A 20208-nucleotide genomic window follows, 5' to 3' on the forward strand; every position below is an offset into this window, starting at 1 on the left:
GATGAAACAACTGTTCGTTCCGGCCGGTGTCGACGAAGACACGCCGCAACTGTTCGCCCCGGTCCGCGTTGGCCGGTACACGCTCGCCAACCGCCTCGTGATGGCGCCGATGACGCGCAGCCGCGCCGCGTTCGACGGCACGCCCGGCGCATGGGCCGCCGAGTACTACGCGCAACGCGCGGGCGTCGGGCTGATCGTCACCGAGGGCACGCAGCCGTCGGACGACGGCCAGGGCTACCTGACGACGCCGGGCATCTATACCGACGCGCACGTCGCCGGCTGGAAAACGATCAGCGACGACGTGCACGCGCACGGCGGCCGGCTGTTCATCCAGTTGATGCACGTGGGCCGCATGTCGCACCCCGACAACACGCCGCATCACCGGCAGAGCGTCGCGCCGTCGGCGATCGCGCCGGGCGTGCCGATGTTCACCGCGACGGGCATGCAGGAGATTCCGGCGCCGCGCGCGCTGACGACGGCCGAGGTGCGCGACACCGTGAACGACTTCCGCTTCGCCGCACGACGCGCGATCGAGGCCGGCGCCGACGGCGTCGAGATCCACGGCGCGAACGGGTATCTGGTCCAGCAGTTCTTTGCGCCGAACGCCAATACGCGCACCGACGAATACGGCGGGTCGATCGAGAATCGCGCACGTTTCGCGATCGAAGTCGCTGCGGCAATCGCCGACGAGATCGGCGCGGATCGCACGGCGATCCGCCTGTCGCCCGGCACCACGCTGTGGGGAATCGACGAAGGCCCTGAAGGTGTCGACCTGTATCGCTACCTCGCGACGCAGCTCGACGCGCTCGGCCTCGCGTACCTGCACGTCATGCATCAAGGCGACGAATCGCTGCTCGCGGAGCTGCGTGCGCGCTGGCGCGGCACGCTGATCCTGAACCGCCCGGGCCGCACGCGCGACGCGATCGGTGTCGATGTGGCATCGGGGCTCGCCGATCTCGAGGCGTACGGCCAGATGGTGCTCGCCAATCCGGATTTCGTGACGCGGGTGAAGACCGGCGCGCCGCTGAACGACGCGCAGCGCGAGACGTACTTCGGCGGCGATGCGCGCGGGTATGTCGACTATCCTGCGTTGAGCGGCGCGGCCGCGGCGTAACGAAGTCGTTTTTGCGCGACCGCCGCGACACGCAGGATCGGTGTCGCGGCGATTGCAGGCGAACCGCGCGAGATCAGAGCAGTTCGACGTTGACCTTGTCCTGATGACCGGCGATCGACAGGCGCACCTGATCGTCCCAGACGGCAGACCAATTATTCCGTTATTTCAGGAACAATGTTAAGCGCAGCGGCTCATCGCCCTTTGTTCCGATATTTCAGGAATTAAAGCAAGCGCGGCGACGCTTGCGCGCCGCCGCCCGAGTTGACCGGATCGCCCGCGACCCGGCACCATCCGCTCACAGCTGCCCCGCCGCCCCCGTCCACCGCAGGTAATCCCCGCGCGTCCAGTCGAGCGACACGCCGACGCGCTTCGTCCCCGGCCGGATCTTCGGCTTGTACATCGACAGCGTCAGCGACTCCAGCGCGGGCCATTCGCGAAACGACAGCACAGCGAGATCGGCGACGAGTGTTTCGAGCAGCCGCGTATGCGGCTTGTGCGACAGGAACGACGCAACACGCGCGCAGTAGCCGTCGTAGTCGATCCACTCGCCCTGCTCGCTCGGCTCGCAGCGATACCCGAGCCGCGCGTCGATCACGATCGGCTGCGGCGCCTCGTGCTCGTGCGCGTGGATGCCGATTCGCGCGGGCACCTTCAGTTCGTCGACGAACACGCTCCAGCCACGCCCGCGCAGGCGCGGCGCGTCGATCGCCACGAACGGTTCGTCGAACGGCTTCATGATGCGAGCGGCGCCGCGGCGTCGAGCATGATGCGCACGAAATAGTCGGCGAAGCTGCGACGCAGGACGATCTCGAACGTATCGTCGCCGGTCGGGATCAGCGTGATCGGCGACTTGAAGTAGTGCGACTGCGCGCACTGGCCCGGCTTGAGCACGCGCGGATGCAGATCGAGCGGGCAGCCGCGCGCGATCACGTCGCGCACGCGTTCGCCGCTGACCTCGACGACCGTGTAGCCGCTGCCGACGTCGACGGCCGCCGCATGCGAACCCTGCACGGCCTCCGCGAGCTGCGCCTCCAGCACGCCCGCCTGGACGGGCCCGTTCGAGCGCACGAGCCACTCGTCGGGACCGAGCCACAGCACGTCGTACTCGGCGGCGCGCGCCACCGTGTTCGGCGCCGACGGCGGCCGGCAGCCGACCACACGCTCGAACGCGCTGACAAATGCCGGGTCGCTCAGCTCGCCGCGCACGTTCACGAGATCGAGGAACGGCCGCTCGCGCAGCGTGAACTTCTTCGATGCGCGCGCCTGATGCGGCTTCAGCACATCGGCCGAGCCGACGAGCGGCGATTCAAGCGTCACGCCCGCGCCCGCCACCGGCGTCTGGTTTCTCGTTTCATTCCACATGCTGGCGCACCCCTTCGGTATCGTAGAAAACCGGGCTCGAGATCTTCGCGGTGACGCGCTTGCCGTTGGCCAGCGGAATCACGACGCTCTCGCCCATCTTGTTCAGGCCGCCCTTCACCACCGCCAGCGCAATCGAGCGCTTCAGGATCGGGCTGTAATAACTGGACGTCACGTGGCCGATCATCGGCGTCGGATCGACCGCCGACACCTGCGTGTCCTTCGCGACGATCTGCGCGCCTTCCGGCAGCACGAACTGTTCGTCCTCGGTCAGCAGGCCGACGAACTGCTTGCGGCCTTCCTTCGACGTATCCGAGCGCGTCAGCGAACGCTTGCCGAGGAAGTCCTTCGACTTCGCGACGAGCCCGCCCATCCCGAGGTCGTACGGCGTGACCGAGCCGTCGGTATCCTGGCCGACGATGATGTAGCCCTTCTCCGCGCGCAGCACGTGCATCGTCTCGGTGCCGTACGGCGTGATGTCGAACTCGGCACCGGCCGCCATCAGCGCTTCCCACACCGCGCGGCCTGCATTGGCCGGCACGTTCACTTCATACGCGAGTTCGCCGGAGAAGCTGATCCGCATCACGCGCGCCTTCGCGCCCGCGACGGTGCCGTTCCGGTAGCTCATGAACGGGAACGCCTCGTTGCCGAAGTCGATGTCCTGGCACACCTTCTGCACGACCTTGCGGCTCTTCGGGCCGACCACCGCGAACGTCGCCCAGTGATCGGTGACGGACGCGAGCCGCACCTTCATGTCGGGCCATTCGGTCTGCAGCCAGCGCTCGAGCCACGTGAGCACGCGCGCCGCGCCGCCGGTGGTCGTCGTCATCATGAAATGCTGGTCGGCGAGGCGCACCGTCACGCCGTCGTCGAACACCATCCCGTTTTCGTCGAGCATCAGCCCGTAGCGGCACTTGCCGATTTCGAGCTTGTTCCACGGGTTCGTGTACATCCAGTTCAGCAGCTTCACCGCGTCCGGGCCCTGGATGTCGATCTTGCCGAGCGTCGACGCGTCGAGGATGCCGACACTGTTGCGCACCGCGAGGCATTCGCGCTTCACGGCCGCATGCAAATCCTCGCCGTTCTTCGGGAAATACCACGGCCGCTTCCAGTTGCCGACGTCCTCGAACAGCGCGCCGTGCTCGACGTGCCATTCATGCACGGCCGTCTTGCGGATCGGGTCGAGGAAATCGCCGGTCTCGCGGCCCGCGAACGTACCAAACGACACGGGCGTGTAGTTCGGGCGGAACGTCGTCGTACCCGTTTCGGGAATCGTCTTGCCGAGCGCCTGCGCAAGGATCGCCATCCCGTTGATGTTGCCGAGCTTGCCCTGGTCGGTGCCGAAGCCCATCGCGGTGTAGCGCTTCACGTGCTCGACCGACTCGAAGCCTTCGCGTGCGGCCAGCAGGATGTCGGCGGCCGCCACGTCGTTCTGGAAGTCGACGAACTGCTTCGGCCCGCGTGCGGCGTCCTCGCGGCTGCCGACGAGCCACAACGGCTGCAGCGCGCCTTCGACGGTTTCGGCGACCTGCGGCGCGACCACGCGCTGCGGGGCCGCGAAGCCCGCGGCCTTCGCCGCTTCGACGCCCGCGTCGAGTGCGAGCCGCAGCGCACGTGCGAGACCGAACTCGCCCGCCGCCGCACCGACGCTCGCCTCGGCCTGCACGGGCTTGCCCGGCAGGAAGCACGCCTTCTCGTCGTTCCAGCACGCCTTGCCGCCGGACTGCGCGAACAGGTGCAGCACCGGGCTGAAGCCGCCCGACATCGCGACGAGGTCGCAGGGCAGCGACTGCAGCTTGCTGCCGGTCTGGCCGTTCGTGTAGGACGCGACGTCGACCGACGATACGCGCCACTTGCCCGAAGCGGCCGTCACCACGGCACCGCTCATTACCGTCACGCCCTGCCGCTTCGCGGCGGCAGGCAGCGCGCCGTTCGACGACGCACGCGAATCGACGACCGTCACCTTCGCACCGCACGCCTTCAGGTCGAGCGCGGCCTGGTACGCACGGTCGTTGTTCGTGAACACGACCACGTTGCGGCCCGGCATCACGCCGTAGCGATGCACGTAGGTGGACACCGCGCCGGCGAGCATCACGCCCGGCAGATCGTTGTTGCCGAACACGATCGGACGCTCGTGCGCGCCGGTCGCGAGGATCACGCGCTTCGCGCGGACCTTCCACAGCAGCTCGCGGGTGCCCTTGCGCATCGACACCGGCTGGTGATCGGTCAGGCGCTGCGTGATCGTGACGAGGTTGTGGTCCTGGTAGCCGAACGCGGTGCTGCGCGACAGGATCGTCACGTCGGGCAGCTTGCGCAGCTCGGCTTCGATCTTCTCGACCCATTGCTGCGCCGGCTTCGCGTCGATTTCGGCGCGGCACGACAGCAGGCTGCCGCCGAGCTCGCGCTGGTCGTCGACGAGGATCACGCGCGCGCCGGCCGTCGCGGCCGCATGCGCGGCGGCGAGGCCCGACGGGCCACCGCCGACCACGAGCACGTCGCAGTGCGCGTAGCATTTGTCGTAGCGATCGGCGTCGAGCACCTCGGGCGCCTTGCCGAGGCCGGCGGCCTCGCGGATCTTCTCTTCGTACTTCGGCCACATGTTGCGCGGCCACATGAAGGTCTTGTAGTAGAACCCGGCCGGCATGAAGCGCGAGAACTTCTGGTTGATCGCGTACTTGTCGTTCTCGAGCGACGGCTCGGCGTTCACGCTCGTCGCGACGAGGCCCTGGTACAGCTCGATCTCGGTCGCGCGCGCGTTCGGCACCGTGTACGGGCCGGACTCGAGCTGCACGACGGCATTCGGTTCCGCGACGTCCGCCGTCACGATCCCGCGCGGACGGTGGTACTTGAAACTGCGCGCGACGAAGTGCACGCCGTTCGCGAGCAGCGCGGACGCGAGCGTGTCGCCCTGGAAGCCCTGATACGTGCGGCCGTTGAACGTGAACGTCAGCGGAATCGCGCGATTGATGCGGCCCCCGGTGCCGAGGCGGTCTTTCTGGCTCATTTGCTCGTGCCCTCTTCGTGTGCGTTGCCGGCAGCCGCGCCACTATTGGCAGCCCCGCCGAACTTTTCGTAGCCCTTGATATCGTAGGTCACCGTGTCGCGCGTGACCTTGAACCAGCGGCGGCAGCCCTGCGTGTGCAGCCACTGCTCGCGGTGCAGCCCGCGCTTGTTCTCGCGCATGAACACGTATTCGCCCCATTCGCGGTCGGTCATGTTCTCGTTCGCAACCGGGCGCACGATGTCGGCTTCACCGCCGCACGTGAACTCGGATTCGGCGCGCGGCCCGCACCACGGACATTCGATCAGCAACATGTTTCTTTCTCCTTCAGTGCGGGGATTAGTGCGCGACGGCGGCAGCGCCGTGCTCGTCGATCAGGTGGCCGGTGTAGAAGCGGTCGAGCGCGAACGGTGCGTTCAGCGGATGCGGTTCGTCGCGGGCGATCGTGTGCGCGAACACCCAGCCCGAGCCCGGCGTCGCCTTGAAGCCGCCGGTACCCCAGCCGCAGTTGAAATACAGGCCCTTCACGTCGGTCTTGGTGATGATCGGGCACGCGTCCGGCGACACGTCGACGATGCCGCCCCACTGGCGGTTCATCCGCACGCGCGAGAACACCGGGAACATCTCGACGATCGCCTGCAGCGTGCTTTCGATGATGTGGAAGCTGCCGCGCTGGCCGAAGCCCGTGTACTGGTCGATACCCGCGCCGATCACGAGGTCGCCCTTGTCGGACTGGCTGATGTACGCGTGCACCGCGTTCGACATGATCACCGAGTTGACCACCGGCTTGATCGGTTCGGACACCAGCGCCTGCAGCGGGTGGCTTTCGATCGGCAGGCGCACGCCGGCCATGTCGGCGAGCGTCGTCGTGTTGCCGGCCGCCACCACCGCGACCTTCTTCGCCTTGATGAAGCCCTTCACCGTATCGACGCCGACCACCGCGCCGCCTTCGCGGCGAATGCCCGTCACCTGGCAGTTCTGGATGATGTCGACACCGGCGCGGTCCGCGCCGCGCGCGAAGCCCCAGGCCACCGCGTCGTGGCGCGCGACGCCCGCACGGCGCTGGATCGATGCGCCGAGCACCGGGTAGCGGCTGTTCAGGTTGATCGTCGGCTCGATTTCCTTGATCTGCGCGGGCGTCAGGAATTCGGCGTCGACGCCGTTCAGCCGGTTCGCATTCACGCGGCGCTCGGTGTCACGTACGTCCTGCAGCGTGTGCGCGAGGTTCATCACGCCGCGCTGGCTGAACATCACGTTGTAGTTCAGGTCCTGCGACAGCCCTTCCCACAGCTTCATCGCCTTCTCGTACAGCGCGGCCGATTCGTCCCACAGGTAGTTCGAGCGCACGATCGTCGTGTTGCGCGCGGTGTTGCCGCCGCCGATCCAGCCCTTCTCGAGGATCGCGACGTTCGTGATGCCGTGCTCCTTCGCGAGGTAGTAGGCGGTCGCGAGGCCGTGGCCGCCGCCGCCGACGATCACGACGTCGTATTCCTTCTTCGGTTCCGGGCTCTTCCACTGCTTTTCCCAGTTCTCGTGATACGAGAGGCCGTTGCGGAACAGGCTGAATATCGAGTAGCGGCTCATGTTAGTGATCCTTCGTTAGCATTCGATGACGTTCACGGCAAGACCGCCGCGCGACGTTTCCTTGTATTTCGTCTTCATGTCGGCACCCGTCTCGCGCATCGTCTTGATCACCGAATCAAGCGAGACGTAGTGCTGGCCGTTACCCTTGAGCGCCATCCGCGATGCGTTCAGCGCCTTGATCGCGCCCATCGCGTTGCGTTCGATGCACGGGATCTGCACGAGCCCGCCGACCGGGTCGCAGGTCATGCCGAGGTTGTGCTCCATGCCGATCTCGGCCGCGTTCTCGACCTGGTCGGGCGTGCCGCCCATCACCGCGGCAAGCGCGGCCGCGGCCATCGAGCACGCGACGCCCACTTCGCCCTGGCAACCGACTTCCGCGCCGGAAATCGACGCCGTTTCCTTGTAGATGATCCCGATCGCCGCGGCCGTCAGCAGGAATTCGACGATGCCGGCTTCGTTCGAGCCCGGCACGAATTTCACGTAGTAGTGCAGCACCGCGGGAATCACACCGGCCGCGCCGTTGGTGGGCGCGGTGACGACCCGGCCGCCCGCCGCGTTCTCCTCGTTGACGGCCATCGCATACAGGTTGACCCAGTCGAGCATCGACAGCGGGTCGCGCAGCGACTCCTCCGAACGCGCCCGCAGGTTCCCGTTCAGTTCGGCCGCACGGCGCTTCACGCGCATCGGGCCCGGCAGTTCGCCCTCGACCTTGCAGCCACGCTCGACGCATGCAGCCATCGTGCGCCAGATCGCGAGCAGCCCGGCGCGCACTTCGTCCTCGGGGCGCAGCGCGCATTCGTTGCGCAGCATCACCTCGGCGATCGACAGCCCGTGTTCGCGGCACTGGCGCATCAGGTCGTCGCCGGTACGGAACGGATACGGCACTTCGACCGCCGCGCGCACGCCGTTCACGCGATCGCCGTCGCGATTGACGACGAAGCCGCCGCCGACCGAGTAATACTCTTTCTCGACGAGCAACTGGCCGTGCTCGTCGAACGCCTGGAAGCGCATCCCGTTCGGGTGCACGATGCTCGTGCCGCTCATCAGCTTGCGATAGAAGCCGATGTTCTCCTTCTCGTCGAAGCGGATCGTCTGCTTGCCGAGCAGCGTCAGCGACTTCTCCGCGCGGATCCCGGCGAGCCGCGGCTCGATCAGGTCCGGATCGATCGTGTCAGGCAGATGGCCCTCGAGACCGAGCAGCACCGCCTTGTCGGTGCCGTGGCCCTTGCCCGTTGCACCGAGCGAGCCGTATAGTTCGACCCGCACGCGGCGCACGAAGCCGAGCAGGTTCGCGTCCTCGATATGCGATGCGAAGCGGCACGCGGCGATCATCGGGCCGACCGTATGCGAACTGGACGGGCCGATGCCGATCTTGAACAGGTCGAACGCGCTGACGTTCATCTGGCTTCCTCTGGGTAGGCGTACGTGAAATGTCGTTGGCATCAGTACATCAAAGCGTAAAATTGGCCGATAGAACAAAAACGGCATCGGCGTGGGATAGCGCCGCCAAGCCCCGCGCAGGACGGCCGGAAAGTGCGTTTTGGCGATGGTTCGCGACGCAAAAGCACAAGTCGGCCGGCACCTGCCCCGCCCGGCAGACGTACCCCGCAAACCGAGTGAAACGAGTGAGACCTGCCTTTCCGGCGTGACGAGATTGACCGCGATGACACCCGACGTACCCGCTTCCCCCCTCGCCGAACCGGCGCCGCAGCGCATCCGCTTCGGCATCGTGCTGCTGCCGAACTTCACGCTCACGGCCTTCTCGGGTTTCGTCGACATGCTGCGGCTGTCGGCCGACGACGGCGACTACAGCAAGCCCGTGCGCTGCGCGTGGAGCGTGATCGGCGAAACGCTGGCGCCGGTGCGCGCGAGCTGCGGGATCCAGATCACGCCGTGGGAAACCTTCGATGGGGCCGAACCATTCGACTACGTGGTCGTGGTCGGCGGGCTGCTGCACTCGGGGCCGCAAGCCGGCCCCGAAACGCTCGAGTTCATCCGCCGCTCGGCAGCGGGCGGCGCGACGGTCGTCGGGATCTGCACGGGCGTGTTTACGCTGATGCGCGCGAAGGTGCTCGACGGCTATCGCACCTGCGTGAGCTGGTTCCACTACTGGGATTTCATCGAGCGCTTCCCGAGCGCCGATCCCGATCTGCTGATCGCCGACCGCCTGTTCGTGATCGACCAGCGCCGCATCACCTGCTCGGGCGGCCGCGCGTCGATCGACGTCGCCGCCGCGATCCTGCTGCGCCATTTCGACCACGCGACCGTGCAGAAGGCACTGCGCATCCTGCTCGTCGGCGAGATGCAGAAAGGCAATGCGCCACAGCCGCATCCGCCGGGCCTCGAGCCGGCCACGCACCCGAAGGTCAAGCGCGCGATTCTTCTGATGGAACAGCATGTCGGGCGCTCGCTGCCGCTCGAGGAACTCGCGTGCAAGCTCGACATGTCGACGCGCCAGCTCGAGCGGCTGTTCAAGGCCGAGACGGGCAGGAGCCCGCAGGCGTTCGCGAAGCAGGTGCGGCTGCGCACGGCCGCGTGGCTGCTGACCAGCTCCGACCGCACCGTCGCCGATATCGCGTCGAGCTGCGGGTTCGCCGACGCGTCGCACCTCGGGCGTGAGTTCCGCAAGCAGTTCGGCGTGCCGCCGGCAACCTATCGCGAGCGCGGCGGAGAGGTCGCGGAAGTCGCCGTGCCGGCCGCGGCCGATCCTGTCGAAGACATCGCCGACTGACGATCGCGTGCCGTCCCCGGCGCGCTCCCTTTCCTCCTCCGACCGCGCGTCGAACCACGCACGATCGCCGCACGTTCCCGCCAAATTGGAACCGGTTCCAATCAACTTAACCGACGTTCTACCGCGTTGATTGAGGGTTATTCCGGATGCTGACGCTCGTCCAAATTTGTATGATGACCACATCACCTTACAAACCAGAGCGCCATGTTCGAGAAAATTCCCGCCCGTGCGATGAGCGACCACGTCGCGCAGCAGCTGCTCAAGCAGATCGAAGCCGGCAGTTTCTCGGCCACCGGCAAGTTGCCGACGGAAGCCGTGCTTGCGCAGGAATTCGGCGTGAGCCGCACCGTGATCCGCGAGGCGATTTCGCGGCTGAAGAACGAAGGCGTGGTCGAGCCGCGCCAGGGCAGCGGCGTGTACGTGAACCAGCACGGCGCGATCCGGCCGCTGCGGATCGACTACGCGGAAGCCGTCGAGGCCAGCTCGCTGCCGCACCTGCTCGCGGTGCGCCGCGCGATCGAGGCTGAAGTCGCGGCCGAAGCCGCGCTGCACCACACCGCCGACGACATGGCCGACATCGACGACGCGCTGCGCAAGATCGACGATGCGGCGGCCGAAGGGCGCGACGGCGTCGCGGAAGACGTCGCGTTCCACCGCACGATCGCGGCCGTCACCGGCAACCCGTATTTCCTGAAGACGCTGCAGTTCCTGAACCAGTACCTCGAGGCCGGCGTGAAGGTCACGCGGCGCAACGAAGCGACGCGCGAGGATTTCTCGCGGCAGGTGCGCGAGGAACACGCGGCGATCACCGACGCGATCCGCGCGCGCGACCCGATGGCGGCGCGCAATGCGGCGCGCACGCACATGTACAACGCCGCCCGCCGTCTCGCGGAAGCCGGCATCTGCTGAAGCCGGCGGCGGTGCCCGACCCGGCGCCGCCACCGTCCCGAACCTCTTCCCGAATCGATCAAGGTTGACCATGTCACGAAATATTGGAGTCATCGGCCTCGGCGCGATGGGCCTGGGCGTCGCCCGCTCGCTGCTGCGCGCGGGGTTCCGCGTGCACGCATGCGACGTGCGCGACACCGTGCTGCAGGCGTTCGCAGCCGAAGGCGGCGTGGCCTGCGCGAACCCGGCCGAACTCGGCGCGCAGTGCGACGTCGTCGTCACGCTCGTCGTCAATGCCGCGCAGACTGAAACGGTGCTGTTCGGCGAGCACGGCGCGGTCGCGGCGATGAAGCCGGGCGGCGTCGTGATCGCGAGCGCGACCGTCGCGCCCGACTTCGCGGTGGCGCTCGGCGCGCGCATCGAGGCCGCGGGCCTGCAGATGCTCGACGCCCCGGTGTCCGGCGGCGCCGCGCGCGCGGCGTCGGGCGAGATGACGATGATGACGTCGGGCCCCGCCGCCGCGTATGCGGGCTGCGACGACGTGCTCGCCGCGATGGCCGGCAAGGTGTATCGCCTCGGCGACGCGCACGGCATCGGCTCGAAGGTGAAGATCATCAACCAGCTGCTGGCCGGCGTGCATATCGCGGCGGCCGCCGAGGCGATGGCGCTCGGCCTGCGCGAAGGCGTCGACGCCGACGCGCTGTACGACGTGATCACGCACAGCGCCGGCAATTCGTGGATGTTCGAGAACCGCGTGCCGCACATCCTGAACGGCGACTACACGCCGCTGTCGGCCGTCGACATCTTCGTGAAGGATCTCGGCCTCGTGCTCGATACCGCGCGCCGCAGCAAGTTCCCGCTGCCGCTGTCGGCCACCGCGCACCAGATGTTCATGAGCGCGTCGAGTGCCGGCCACGGCGGCGAGGACGATTCCGCCGTGATCAAGACTTTCCCCGGCATCACGCTGCCGCCCGCCCGCTGATTCGAACGACGCTCCTGCCATGACCGCTTCCGCTTCCCGTCCCCTGCTCGGCTGCATCGCCGACGATTTCACCGGCGCGACCGATCTCGCGAACATGCTCGTCAAGAGCAGCATGCGTACCGTGCAGACGATCGGCGTGCCCGCCGACGGCGCCGCAGTCGACACCATGGTCGACGCCGATGCGATCGTCGTCGCGCTGAAGTCGCGCACGATTCCCGCCGCCGACGCCGTCGCGCAATCGCTCGCTGCTTACGAATGGCTGCGCGCGCAGGGCTGCCGACAATTCTTCTTCAAGTACTGCTCGACGTTCGACTCGACCGACACGGGCAACATCGGGCCCGTCGCCGACGCGCTGCTCGATGCGGCCGGCGGCGGCTTCGCGATCGCGTGCCCCGCGTTCCCCGAGAATGGCCGCACGATCTTCCGCGGCCACCTGTTCGTCGGCGACGTGCCGCTGAACGAATCGGGCATGGAGCACCACCCGCTCACGCCGATGAAGGACGCGAACCTCGTGCGCGTGCTGCAGCGGCAGACGACATCGAAGGTCGGCCTGATCCGCTACGACACGATCGCGCAGGGCGCGGCCGCCGTGCGTGCGCGCATCGACGCGCTGCGCGCGGACGGCACGCGCTTCGCGATCGCCGACGCACTATCGGACCACGACCTCCACGTGCTCGGCGAAGCGTGTGCGAACCTGCCGCTCGTCACGGGCGGCTCGGGCGTCGCACTCGGTCTGCCGGAGAATTTCCGCCGCGCGGGGCTGCTGCCCGAGCGCGACAATGCGGCCTCGCTGCCGCGCATCGACGGGTTGTCGGCCGTGCTCGCCGGCAGCGCGTCGAAGGCGACCAACGCGCAGGTCGCCGCGTGGCGCGAAAGCCGTCCGAGCTTCCGGATCGATCCGCTCGCGGCATCGCGCGGCGAACCCGTCGTCGACGACGCACTCGCATTCGCACGCTCGCACCTGCCGCACCCCGTGCTGATTTATGCGACCACGACGCCCGACGAAGTGAAGGCCGTCCAGCAGGCACTCGGCGTCGAAGCGGCCGGCCATCTCGTCGAAAGCACGCTTGCGGCGATCGCCCGCGGCCTGCGCGAGCTCGGCGTGCGCAAGTTCGTCGTCGCCGGCGGCGAGACGTCCGGCGCGGTCGTGCAGGCGCTCGACGTGAAGTCGCTGCAGATCGGCGCACAGATCGACCCCGGCGTGCCGGCCACCGCCACCATCGACGCGCAGCCGCTCGGCCTCGCACTGAAGTCCGGCAACTTCGGCACGGTGGACTTTTTCGACAAGGCGCTGCGCGCCCTCGACGGAGCCGCATGATGCGCGACGAAGCGAAACTGCGGGAAGAGATCTGCGTCGTCGGCGCGAGCCTGTATGCGCGCGGCCATGCGGTCGGCAGCGCCGGCAACATCAGCGCGCGGCTTGCCGACGGCTGGCTGATCACGCCGACCGATGCGTGCCTCGGCCGGCTCGACCCGAACGACATCGCGAAGGTCGGCCTCGACGGCCAGCCGCTATCGGGCGGCAAGCCGTCGAAGACGCTCACGCTGCATCGCGGGATCTACGCGCGCAACACGGAAGCCAACGGCATCGTCCACACGCATTCGACGCACCTCGTCGCGCTGACGCTCGCGGGCGTGTGGCGCGACACCGACGTGCTGCCGCCGATCACGCCGTACTACGTGATGAAGGTCGGCCACATTCCGCTGATCCGCTATCGCCGCCCCGGCGACCCGGCCGTCGCGGCCGAAGTCGCGGCGCTCGCTGACCAGGTGCGCGGCGTGCTGCTCGAGCGCCTCGGCCCGGTGATGTGGGGGCAGTCGGTGTCGCACGCGTCGTATGCGCTCGAGGAACTCGAGGAAACCGCGCGGCTGTGGCTGATGACACATCCGAAGCCCGAGCCGCTGTCCGACGCCGCACTCGACGAACTGCGCCAGGCCTTCGGCGCGCGCTGGTAGCGCGACGCGTCGCGCACGGACCACGCGCGAACCACGTACCGATTCCCCTGCCCGCCGTGTGCGCGGGCCCTTGCCTCAGCACACACACAATCCGGCGGCGTACGCGCCGCCGGCACACAACATCGATGGAGACGACGATGACTGCTCTCGACGCGGCCGCAAGCCGCTCGCCCGCCGCGCCCGCCCAATCGGCCGAGCTCGACCGCACCTACAAGAAAGTGTTCTGGCGCATCGTGCCGTTCCTGATGCTCTGCTACGTGGTCGCGTATCTCGACCGCGTGAACGTCGGCTTCGCGAAGCTGCAGATGTCGCAGGACCTCGCGTTCAGCGAAACCGTGTTCGGCCTCGGCGCCGGCATCTTCTTCCTCGGCTACTTCCTGTTCGAGCTGCCGAGCAACCTGCTGATGCACCGCATCGGCGCGCGCATCTGGATCGCGCGGATCATGATCACGTGGGGCCTGCTGTCGGCCGTGTTCGCGTTCGTGAAGACGCCGACGCAGTTCTACGTGCTGCGCTTTCTCCTCGGTCTGGCGGAAGCCGGCTTCTATCCGGGCGTGATCCTGTACCTCACGTACTGGTTCCCGTCGCATCGCCGCGCGAAGATCATCGCGGTGTTCATGTCGGCGATTCCGGTATCGGGCATCTTCGGCAACCCGCTGTCGGGCTGGATCATGGAACGCTTTCACGGCGGCTCCGGCTTTCACGGCTGGCAGTGGATGTTCATGATCGAGGCCGTGCCGGCCGTGCTCGTCGGCATCGCGACGATCCTGTATCTCGACAACAGCATCCGCAGCGCGAAGTGGCTCGACGAGCGCGAGAAGCAGTTGCTCGAGGATGAAATCGCCGCGCAGCCGCAGGAACAGCAGCAGCACGGCCATTCGCTGAAGGCCGTGTTCTCCGACCCGCGCATGTGGTGGATGTCGCTGATCTACTTCGCGTTCGTCACCGGCCAGTACGGCCTTACGTTCTGGATGCCGACGCTCGTCAAGTCGACCGGCATCACCGATACGTTGCAGATCGGCCTGCTGTCGGCGATTCCGTTCGTCGTCGCGATCGTCGTGATGAACCTGTTCGGCCACAGCGCGGACAAGCACCGCGAACGCCGCTGGCACCTGATCGTGCCGGCGCTGATGGGCGCCGTCGGGTTTGCGGTCGCCGCGTCGTACTCGCACAATACGGCGGTGTCGATCGTGTTCCTGTCGCTCGCGGCGGGCGGCGTGCTGACCTGCGCACCGCTGTTCTGGTCGCTGCCGACCGCGTTCCTCGCCGGCTCCGCCGCTGCCGCCGGGATCGCGATCATCAACTCGGTCGGCAACCTCGCCGGGTTCGCGAGCCCATACGTGATCGGCTACCTGAAGGACGCCACGCACAGCACGTCGTCCGGCATGTACGTGCTCGCGTCGATGCTCGTGATCGGTGCGATCGCCGTGTGGCTCACGCCCGCGAAACTCGTGAACCGCTGAGCCTGCCGCCATTCGATGCGGGGCGCCGTGCGCCCCGCCCCATTCATTCACAGGAACCGCTGCCATGCCACGCTTCGCCGCCAACCTCTCGATGATGTATACCGAGCACGCGTTCCTCGAACGCTTCGCCGCTGCCTCGTACGACGGCTTCAAGGCCGTCGAGTACCTGTTCCCGTACGACTTCGCCGCCGAGGACATCCGCGCGCGGCTCGACGCGCACAACCTCGAGCAGGCGCTGTTCAACGCGCCGCCCGGCGACTGGGCCGCCGGCGAGCGCGGGATCGCGTCGCTGCCGGGCCGCGAGGACGAGTTCCGGCGCGGCATCGACCAGGCGCTCGACTATGCGCGCGTGCTCGGCAACAAGAAGCTGCACGTGATGGCCGGGATGGTCGCGCCGGGCGCCGACCGCGCGCGCCATCGCGACACCTACCTGGCGAACCTGCGGCATGCGGCGCAGGCCGCCTTCGCGCGCGGCATCACGATCCTGATCGAGCCGATCAACCAGCGCGACATGCCCGGCTATTTCCTGAGCCGCCAGGACGATGCGCACGAGATCTGCGCGGAAGTCGGCGCGCCGAACCTGAAGGTGCAGTTCGACTGCTATCACTGCCAGATCGTCGAGGGCGACCTCGCGATGAAGCTCAAGCGCGATTTCGCGGGCATCGGCCACATCCAGATCGCCGGCGTGCCCGAGCGCCACGAGCCGGATATCGGCGAGCTCAACTACCCGTATCTGTTCGCGCTGATCGACGCGCTCGGCTACGACGGCTGGATCGGCTGCGAGTATCGCCCGAAGGCCGGCACGTCCGAAGGCCTCAGCTGGCTCAAGCCGTACCTGTGATTCAAGCATTCCTAAGAGGGTAATGAACATGAAAGTACTGATCACCGGCGGCGCCGGCTTTCTCGGCCAGCGTCTCGCGCGCAAGCTGCTCGAGCGCGGCGAGCTGACCGGCCCCGACGGCCGGACCAGCAAGATCGACGAGCTGGTGCTGCTCGACGTCGTCGAAGGCAGCGATTTCGGCGACGCGCGCGTGACATCGATCGTCGGCGACATCGCCGATCGCACGGTGCTCGAAAGCGCGATCGACACGCGCACGGGCACGATCTTCCACCTCGCGGCGATCGTCAGCGGGCAGGCCGAAGCCGATTTCGATCTCGGCATGCGGATCAACCTCGACGCGTCGCGCACGCTGCTCGAGGTGTGCCGCGCGCGCGGCCATCGTCCGCGCGTCGTTTTCACGAGCTCGGTGGCCGTCTACGGCGGTGTGCTGCCCGACATCGTGCAGGACGACACCGCGCTGAATCCGCAATCGTCATACGGTGCGGAGAAGGCGATCGCCGAGCTGCTGCTGTGCGACTACGCGCGGCGCGGCTTCGTCGACGGCCGCGTGCTGCGGCTGCCGACCATCAGCGTGCGGCCGGGCCGCCCGAACGCGGCCGCGTCGTCGTTCGCGAGCGGCATCATCCGCGAGCCGCTGAACGGCGAGGAAAGCGTGTGCCCGGTGCCGGGTTCGACGCGCTTGTGGCTGCTGTCGCCGCGCGGCGCGATCGAAGCGCTCGTCGCCGGTTGTGAAATCGACAGCGAGAAGCTCGGCAACAAGCGCGTGATCAACCTGCCCGGCCTGTCGGTGTCGGTCGACGAGATGATCGCGGCGCTGCGCGAAGTCGCGGGCGACGACGTCGTGAAGCTGATCCGCCATGCGCCGGACGAACGCGTCGAGAAGATCGTCGGCAGCTGGCCGGGCCGCTGGGACACGACGCGCGCGGAAGCGCTCGGGCTGAAGGGTGACACGTCGTTCGCGGACGTGATCCGCAGCCATATCGCCGACGAACGGCGTTGACGGCCACGCCGCCGAGCGGGCAAGCGGCCACACAAGCGCCGCCGACGCCCGCGCGGCAGGCACCGTGGGGCCGCATCAGCGCGGCCTGGCGGATTCCCCGACGCGCATCGATGCGCGCTTCGCCCCCTCCGGCGGGCGCGCCGCGCCGGCCGCGTGCTGCCACGCCAGCAAACCCGGCAGATAGAACAGCAGATCGCGCACGCGCCGCGCGCCGGCCAGCGCCAGACAGGTCGGCGCGTCGAAGCCGAGCAGCCCGCCGATCAGCACGAACCCGCCTTCCTGCACGCCCAGCCCGGCCGGCATCATGAACGCGATGCTGCTCAGCAGCTGAATCAGCGCCTCGATCGCGAGCGCTTGCGCGAACGTCGGATCGGCGCCGAGGAAGCGCAGCGCGACCCAGATTTCCAGCGCATGCCCCGCAAACTGCAGCGTCTGCCAGATCGTGAGATAGCGCACGACGATGCCGGTCCTGCGCCAGATCATCCGGATGGACTGATCGGTGCGCGCCGATTCGCCGACCAGCGCCACCACCTTCCCGCTCGTGATGCGGTTGAGCGCGCGCATCGCCCGCTCGAACGGCCGCGCATGCTGCACCAGTGCGAACAGCAGCAGCACCGGCACCATCGCCGCCATCCCGATGGCGAGTTGCGCGGCCACCCGCGCGGCATCGGACGAGCCCTGGTCGAGCACGTAGCCGATCGCGACCAGCGCGAACACCAGCTGGCTGATCAGCGTCAACTGCATGTCGGCGACGAGGCTCGCCACGATGGTCGCCGGCCGCACACCCGCCTGCCGCAGCAAGCTGAACGACACGAGTTCGCCGCCGATCCGTGCGACCGGCAACAGCCCGTTGATCGATTCGCGAATCCAGACGAGCTTCAGCATCGTCGCGAAGGAGGGTCGGCGCCGGCCGCGGATCAGCATCCGCCAATCCCATGCATTCGCGAGCATCGGCAGCACGTGAACCAGGGCGGCAAGCAGCAACCCGGCGCCGGCGGCCTGCAGCCGGTGCAGGACCGTCATTGGATGCTCGCGCCAGATCAGCCATACGGCAATGGCCAGCCCGGCCAGTGCAGCGAGGCGTCCCGCATGCCGAAGCCGCGCGTCGCGATAGGTGGGCAGCCGCCCCGCGCCTTCATCGTCGGAATGCGTGTCGTGCGTCATGGTTTCCCCGCCGGCGACAGCAAACCCTCGCGGTCGACGCGAAAGCGCGTGCCACGCCAGATGACATGCGACGAGAAGAAGCTCGACACGAAGATCAGGAACTGCACCAGATCGACGAACGGCAACCAGAGCGCGCCGCGCAGGCTCGCGCCGATCGCGCGCGCCGTTCTCACCATCAGCAACGCCCGCGCGGCCAGCGCGGCCACCGTCAGCGCGCAGGCGACCGCCGTGCCGCCGGACAGCAGCAGCGCCAGCAGTGCGAGCGGTACCGGATGCATCAGCACCGAACCGGCATGACCGATCCGGTCCGCCGCGCGGATCGTGCAACTCCAACGCAATTCGTGCGCGTACAGGTTGGCGAACGTGTCGTCGACACACGCATGCCCGACGACGAACGGCGGAACCACGACTCGCGCCCCGATCTGCCGCACCGCTTCGCCCAGCGCGTGATCCTCGGCGAGGTGATGCGCGAAACGCGTGAGGCCGCCGATGCGTTCGAGCGTCGCGCGCGTGATCGCGATCGTCTGGCCGAAGCACGGACGCGCGCGACCGATGAAGAGCCCGGTGATCACCCCTGGCAGGAAATGGTAGTTCGTCATCGCGACGGCAACACCGGGCCAGAAACCCGGCGACGCGACGCCGCGATACACGCTCGTCACGATGCCGACGTCCGGCTCCTGTAGCGCGCCGACGATGGCGCGCAAATAGTCGCGCTCGACCACCACGTCGCTGTCGGCAAGGCAGAGCACCGAATGCTCCGCGTGTTCGAGCATGTTCACGAGATTGGCGACCTTGCGGTTGGGCCCGTACAGCCGTGCATCGGCGACGACCGTGATGTTGGCATCCGGATAGCGCGCGCGCAGCGCCTCGACGGCTTCGAGCGCGGCGTCGCCCGCGTCATGCACGCCGAACAGGTGCTGAACCGGCCCCGGATAATTCTGGACGAAGAAGCTTTCGAGATGCTGACCGAGATGCCATTCGTCGCCGTGCAACGGCTTCGCGACGGTGACACCCGGAAAATCGCGCGGCACCGCCGCCGCGCGGGAAAAGAACCGGCCGACCAGCACGCTGGCCGCGATCGTATAGGCAATGCCCAGCAGCACGCCCAACCCGCAAACGAGCGATATCGCCCGGGCCAGCGCGTGCACCACCTGCAACCACTCCATGCCTCTCTCCCGAGGTTTTCCGTGCGACCGCAATGCCGGTATTGGCTCCGCGCGCGCGGTTTCATCCATGCACGCAGCCGGATCGACTGCGATCGAGCCGGATGTGAAGGATGACCAACAGAAGGTACGCGCAATCAGATGACACGACTACCATTCTGCAAATACAGCGGCGGCAACCTTACGATCCGACAGGATCGCAGTCGCGGCGACACCCTACGTGTAAAACGTCATCGTGGTGAAAAATGCTTCGGGTACAACATCGGTGCCCGCGCGGCGATCGGCAAACGGGCGCGCCATCGCTCGATCGACCGGACATATTCGATGTGCGGCCGCGTGCTTAAAGTTTCGTTAAGGATTCGGCCGTAGAATCCGCCGGAAGATACCGCCACCCCACTTGCCAGGAGCCTTCATGCCCACGCCCGCCCGATATGACGCAGTCGCCCGCGTTCTTCACTGGCTCATCGTCGTGCTTCTCGTCGCGCAGTACGCGATCGGCTGGACGATGCCCGACGTGCATCGCGACACACGCCCGGTCGGGCTGATCGCCGCGCACCTGATCGTGGGCACCGCGCTGCTCGCCGCGATGGCTTGTCGCGTGCTCTGGCGCGCGACGCATCGTCCGCCCGCCGACGAACTGTCGCCCACGATGCGTGCGTTGTCCGGCGCAACGCATGTCGCGCTCTATGCGCTGCTGATCGCGGTGCCGTTGCTCGGCTGGATCAATGCGTCATCGCGCGCGTGGGCCGTGACGCTGTTCGGCATCGTGCCGTTGCCGGCACTGTCGGCAGCCGGGTCGGGATTCGGGCACGCGATGGGCGACGTGCACGGGATCCTCGCGTGGGTGCTGTTCGGTGGCGTTTGCCTTCACGTCGCAGCCGCGATCGCGCATCGTTTCATCCTGCGCGACCAGGTCATGCAACGGATGATGCCCTGGTAATCTCGTCACTCACGTCCCGGCT

General features: G+C 67.6%; 18 protein-coding genes. 10 read left to right on the plus strand and 8 right to left on the minus strand.

From position 1 onward, the window contains the following. Position 1 precedes the first annotated feature (1 nt). Positions 2-1114: an alkene reductase gene (locus tag LMA02_RS27750; RefSeq protein ID WP_228908339.1), complete on the plus strand. Its 1113-nt coding sequence runs from the start codon at positions 2-4 to the stop codon at positions 1112-1114. A gap of 295 nt (positions 1115-1409) precedes the next feature. On the opposite strand, the gene LMA02_RS27755 is transcribed toward LMA02_RS27750, so the two are convergent. The 6 genes from LMA02_RS27755 to LMA02_RS27780 are packed head-to-tail and all read right to left on the minus strand — an operon-like array spanning position 1410 to position 8459. Next, positions 1410-1850, minus strand: a complete 441-nt coding sequence (locus tag LMA02_RS27755; RefSeq protein WP_006749884.1) for a dihydroneopterin aldolase — start codon at positions 1848-1850, stop codon at positions 1410-1412. Next, a complete protein-coding gene (locus LMA02_RS27760) occupies positions 1847-2476 on the minus strand; it encodes a sarcosine oxidase subunit gamma (protein ID WP_228908340.1) in 630 nt (209 codons plus the stop codon). The genes LMA02_RS27755 and LMA02_RS27760 overlap by 4 nt, the downstream gene beginning before the upstream one ends. Then, on the minus strand, positions 2466-5477 hold the full coding sequence (locus LMA02_RS27765; protein WP_228908341.1) for a sarcosine oxidase subunit alpha family protein: 3012 nt from the start codon (positions 5475-5477) through the stop codon (positions 2466-2468). The genes LMA02_RS27760 and LMA02_RS27765 overlap by 11 nt, the downstream gene beginning before the upstream one ends. After that, positions 5474-5788, minus strand: a complete 315-nt coding sequence (locus LMA02_RS27770; protein ID WP_166722563.1) for a sarcosine oxidase subunit delta — start codon at positions 5786-5788, stop codon at positions 5474-5476. Before LMA02_RS27770 ends, LMA02_RS27765 begins: the two co-directional genes overlap by 4 nt. Positions 5789-5813: 25 nt before the next feature. Further along, complete coding sequence (locus LMA02_RS27775) at positions 5814-7058, minus strand: sarcosine oxidase subunit beta family protein (protein WP_006480591.1); 1245 nt, start codon at positions 7056-7058, stop codon at positions 5814-5816. Positions 7059-7073: 15 nt separating this feature from the next. Beyond that, positions 7074-8459, minus strand: coding sequence for an L-serine ammonia-lyase (locus LMA02_RS27780; RefSeq protein ID WP_228908342.1), 1386 nt, complete (start codon positions 8457-8459; stop codon positions 7074-7076). A 262-nt stretch (positions 8460-8721) separates the two neighbouring features. Between LMA02_RS27780 and LMA02_RS27785 the strand changes: the two genes are divergently transcribed. The 8 genes from LMA02_RS27785 (at position 8722) to denD (ending at position 16919) form a co-directional block, all read left to right on the plus strand. Further along, positions 8722-9789, plus strand: coding sequence for a GlxA family transcriptional regulator (locus LMA02_RS27785; protein WP_228908343.1), 1068 nt, complete (start codon positions 8722-8724; stop codon positions 9787-9789). Positions 9790-9993: 204 nt separating this feature from the next. Next, positions 9994-10698, plus strand: a complete 705-nt coding sequence (locus tag LMA02_RS27790; RefSeq protein ID WP_228908344.1) for a FadR/GntR family transcriptional regulator — start codon at positions 9994-9996, stop codon at positions 10696-10698. A 70-nt stretch (positions 10699-10768) separates the two neighbouring features. Next, entirely contained in the window at positions 10769-11659 is an 891-nt protein-coding gene (ltnD, locus tag LMA02_RS27795; RefSeq protein ID WP_228908345.1) for an L-threonate dehydrogenase, read from the plus strand. Positions 11660-11678: 19 nt separating this feature from the next. Next, entirely contained in the window at positions 11679-12977 is a 1299-nt protein-coding gene (gene otnK / locus LMA02_RS27800; protein WP_228908346.1) for a 3-oxo-tetronate kinase, read from the plus strand. Next, complete coding sequence (locus tag LMA02_RS27805) at positions 12977-13615, plus strand: aldolase (RefSeq protein ID WP_175726642.1); 639 nt, start codon at positions 12977-12979, stop codon at positions 13613-13615. The genes otnK and LMA02_RS27805 overlap by 1 nt, the downstream gene beginning before the upstream one ends. Positions 13616-13752: 137 nt before the next feature. Next, positions 13753-15078, plus strand: a complete 1326-nt coding sequence (locus LMA02_RS27810; protein WP_228908347.1) for an MFS transporter — start codon at positions 13753-13755, stop codon at positions 15076-15078. A 64-nt stretch (positions 15079-15142) separates the two neighbouring features. Beyond that, positions 15143-15919: a 2-oxo-tetronate isomerase gene (gene otnI, locus LMA02_RS27815; protein WP_228908348.1), complete on the plus strand. Its 777-nt coding sequence runs from the start codon at positions 15143-15145 to the stop codon at positions 15917-15919. Between the two features lie 28 nt (positions 15920-15947). Beyond that, entirely contained in the window at positions 15948-16919 is a 972-nt protein-coding gene (gene denD / locus LMA02_RS27820) for a D-erythronate dehydrogenase (RefSeq protein WP_228908349.1), read from the plus strand. Positions 16920-16994: 75 nt separating this feature from the next. Here the strand turns inward: denD and LMA02_RS27825 are convergent, their stop codons facing one another. Beyond that, the gene (locus LMA02_RS27825) at positions 16995-18083 is read right to left on the minus strand and encodes a lysylphosphatidylglycerol synthase domain-containing protein (protein ID WP_228908350.1); all 1089 of its coding nucleotides are present in this window, start codon (positions 18081-18083) and stop codon (positions 16995-16997) included. Next, positions 18080-19249, minus strand: a complete 1170-nt coding sequence (gene hpnI, locus LMA02_RS27830; protein ID WP_228908351.1) for a bacteriohopanetetrol glucosamine biosynthesis glycosyltransferase HpnI — start codon at positions 19247-19249, stop codon at positions 18080-18082. The genes LMA02_RS27825 and hpnI overlap by 4 nt, the downstream gene beginning before the upstream one ends. A gap of 409 nt (positions 19250-19658) precedes the next feature. Here hpnI and LMA02_RS27835 point away from each other — a divergent pair, with 409 nt between their 5' ends. Further along, on the plus strand, positions 19659-20186 hold the full coding sequence (locus LMA02_RS27835) for a cytochrome b (protein ID WP_228908352.1): 528 nt from the start codon (positions 19659-19661) through the stop codon (positions 20184-20186). The last annotated feature ends 22 nt before the right edge of the window (positions 20187-20208 follow it).

The sequence above is a fragment of the Burkholderia sp. B21-005 genome, from assembly GCF_020843965.1.
Lineage (GTDB): Bacteria > Pseudomonadota > Gammaproteobacteria > Burkholderiales > Burkholderiaceae > Burkholderia > Burkholderia ambifaria.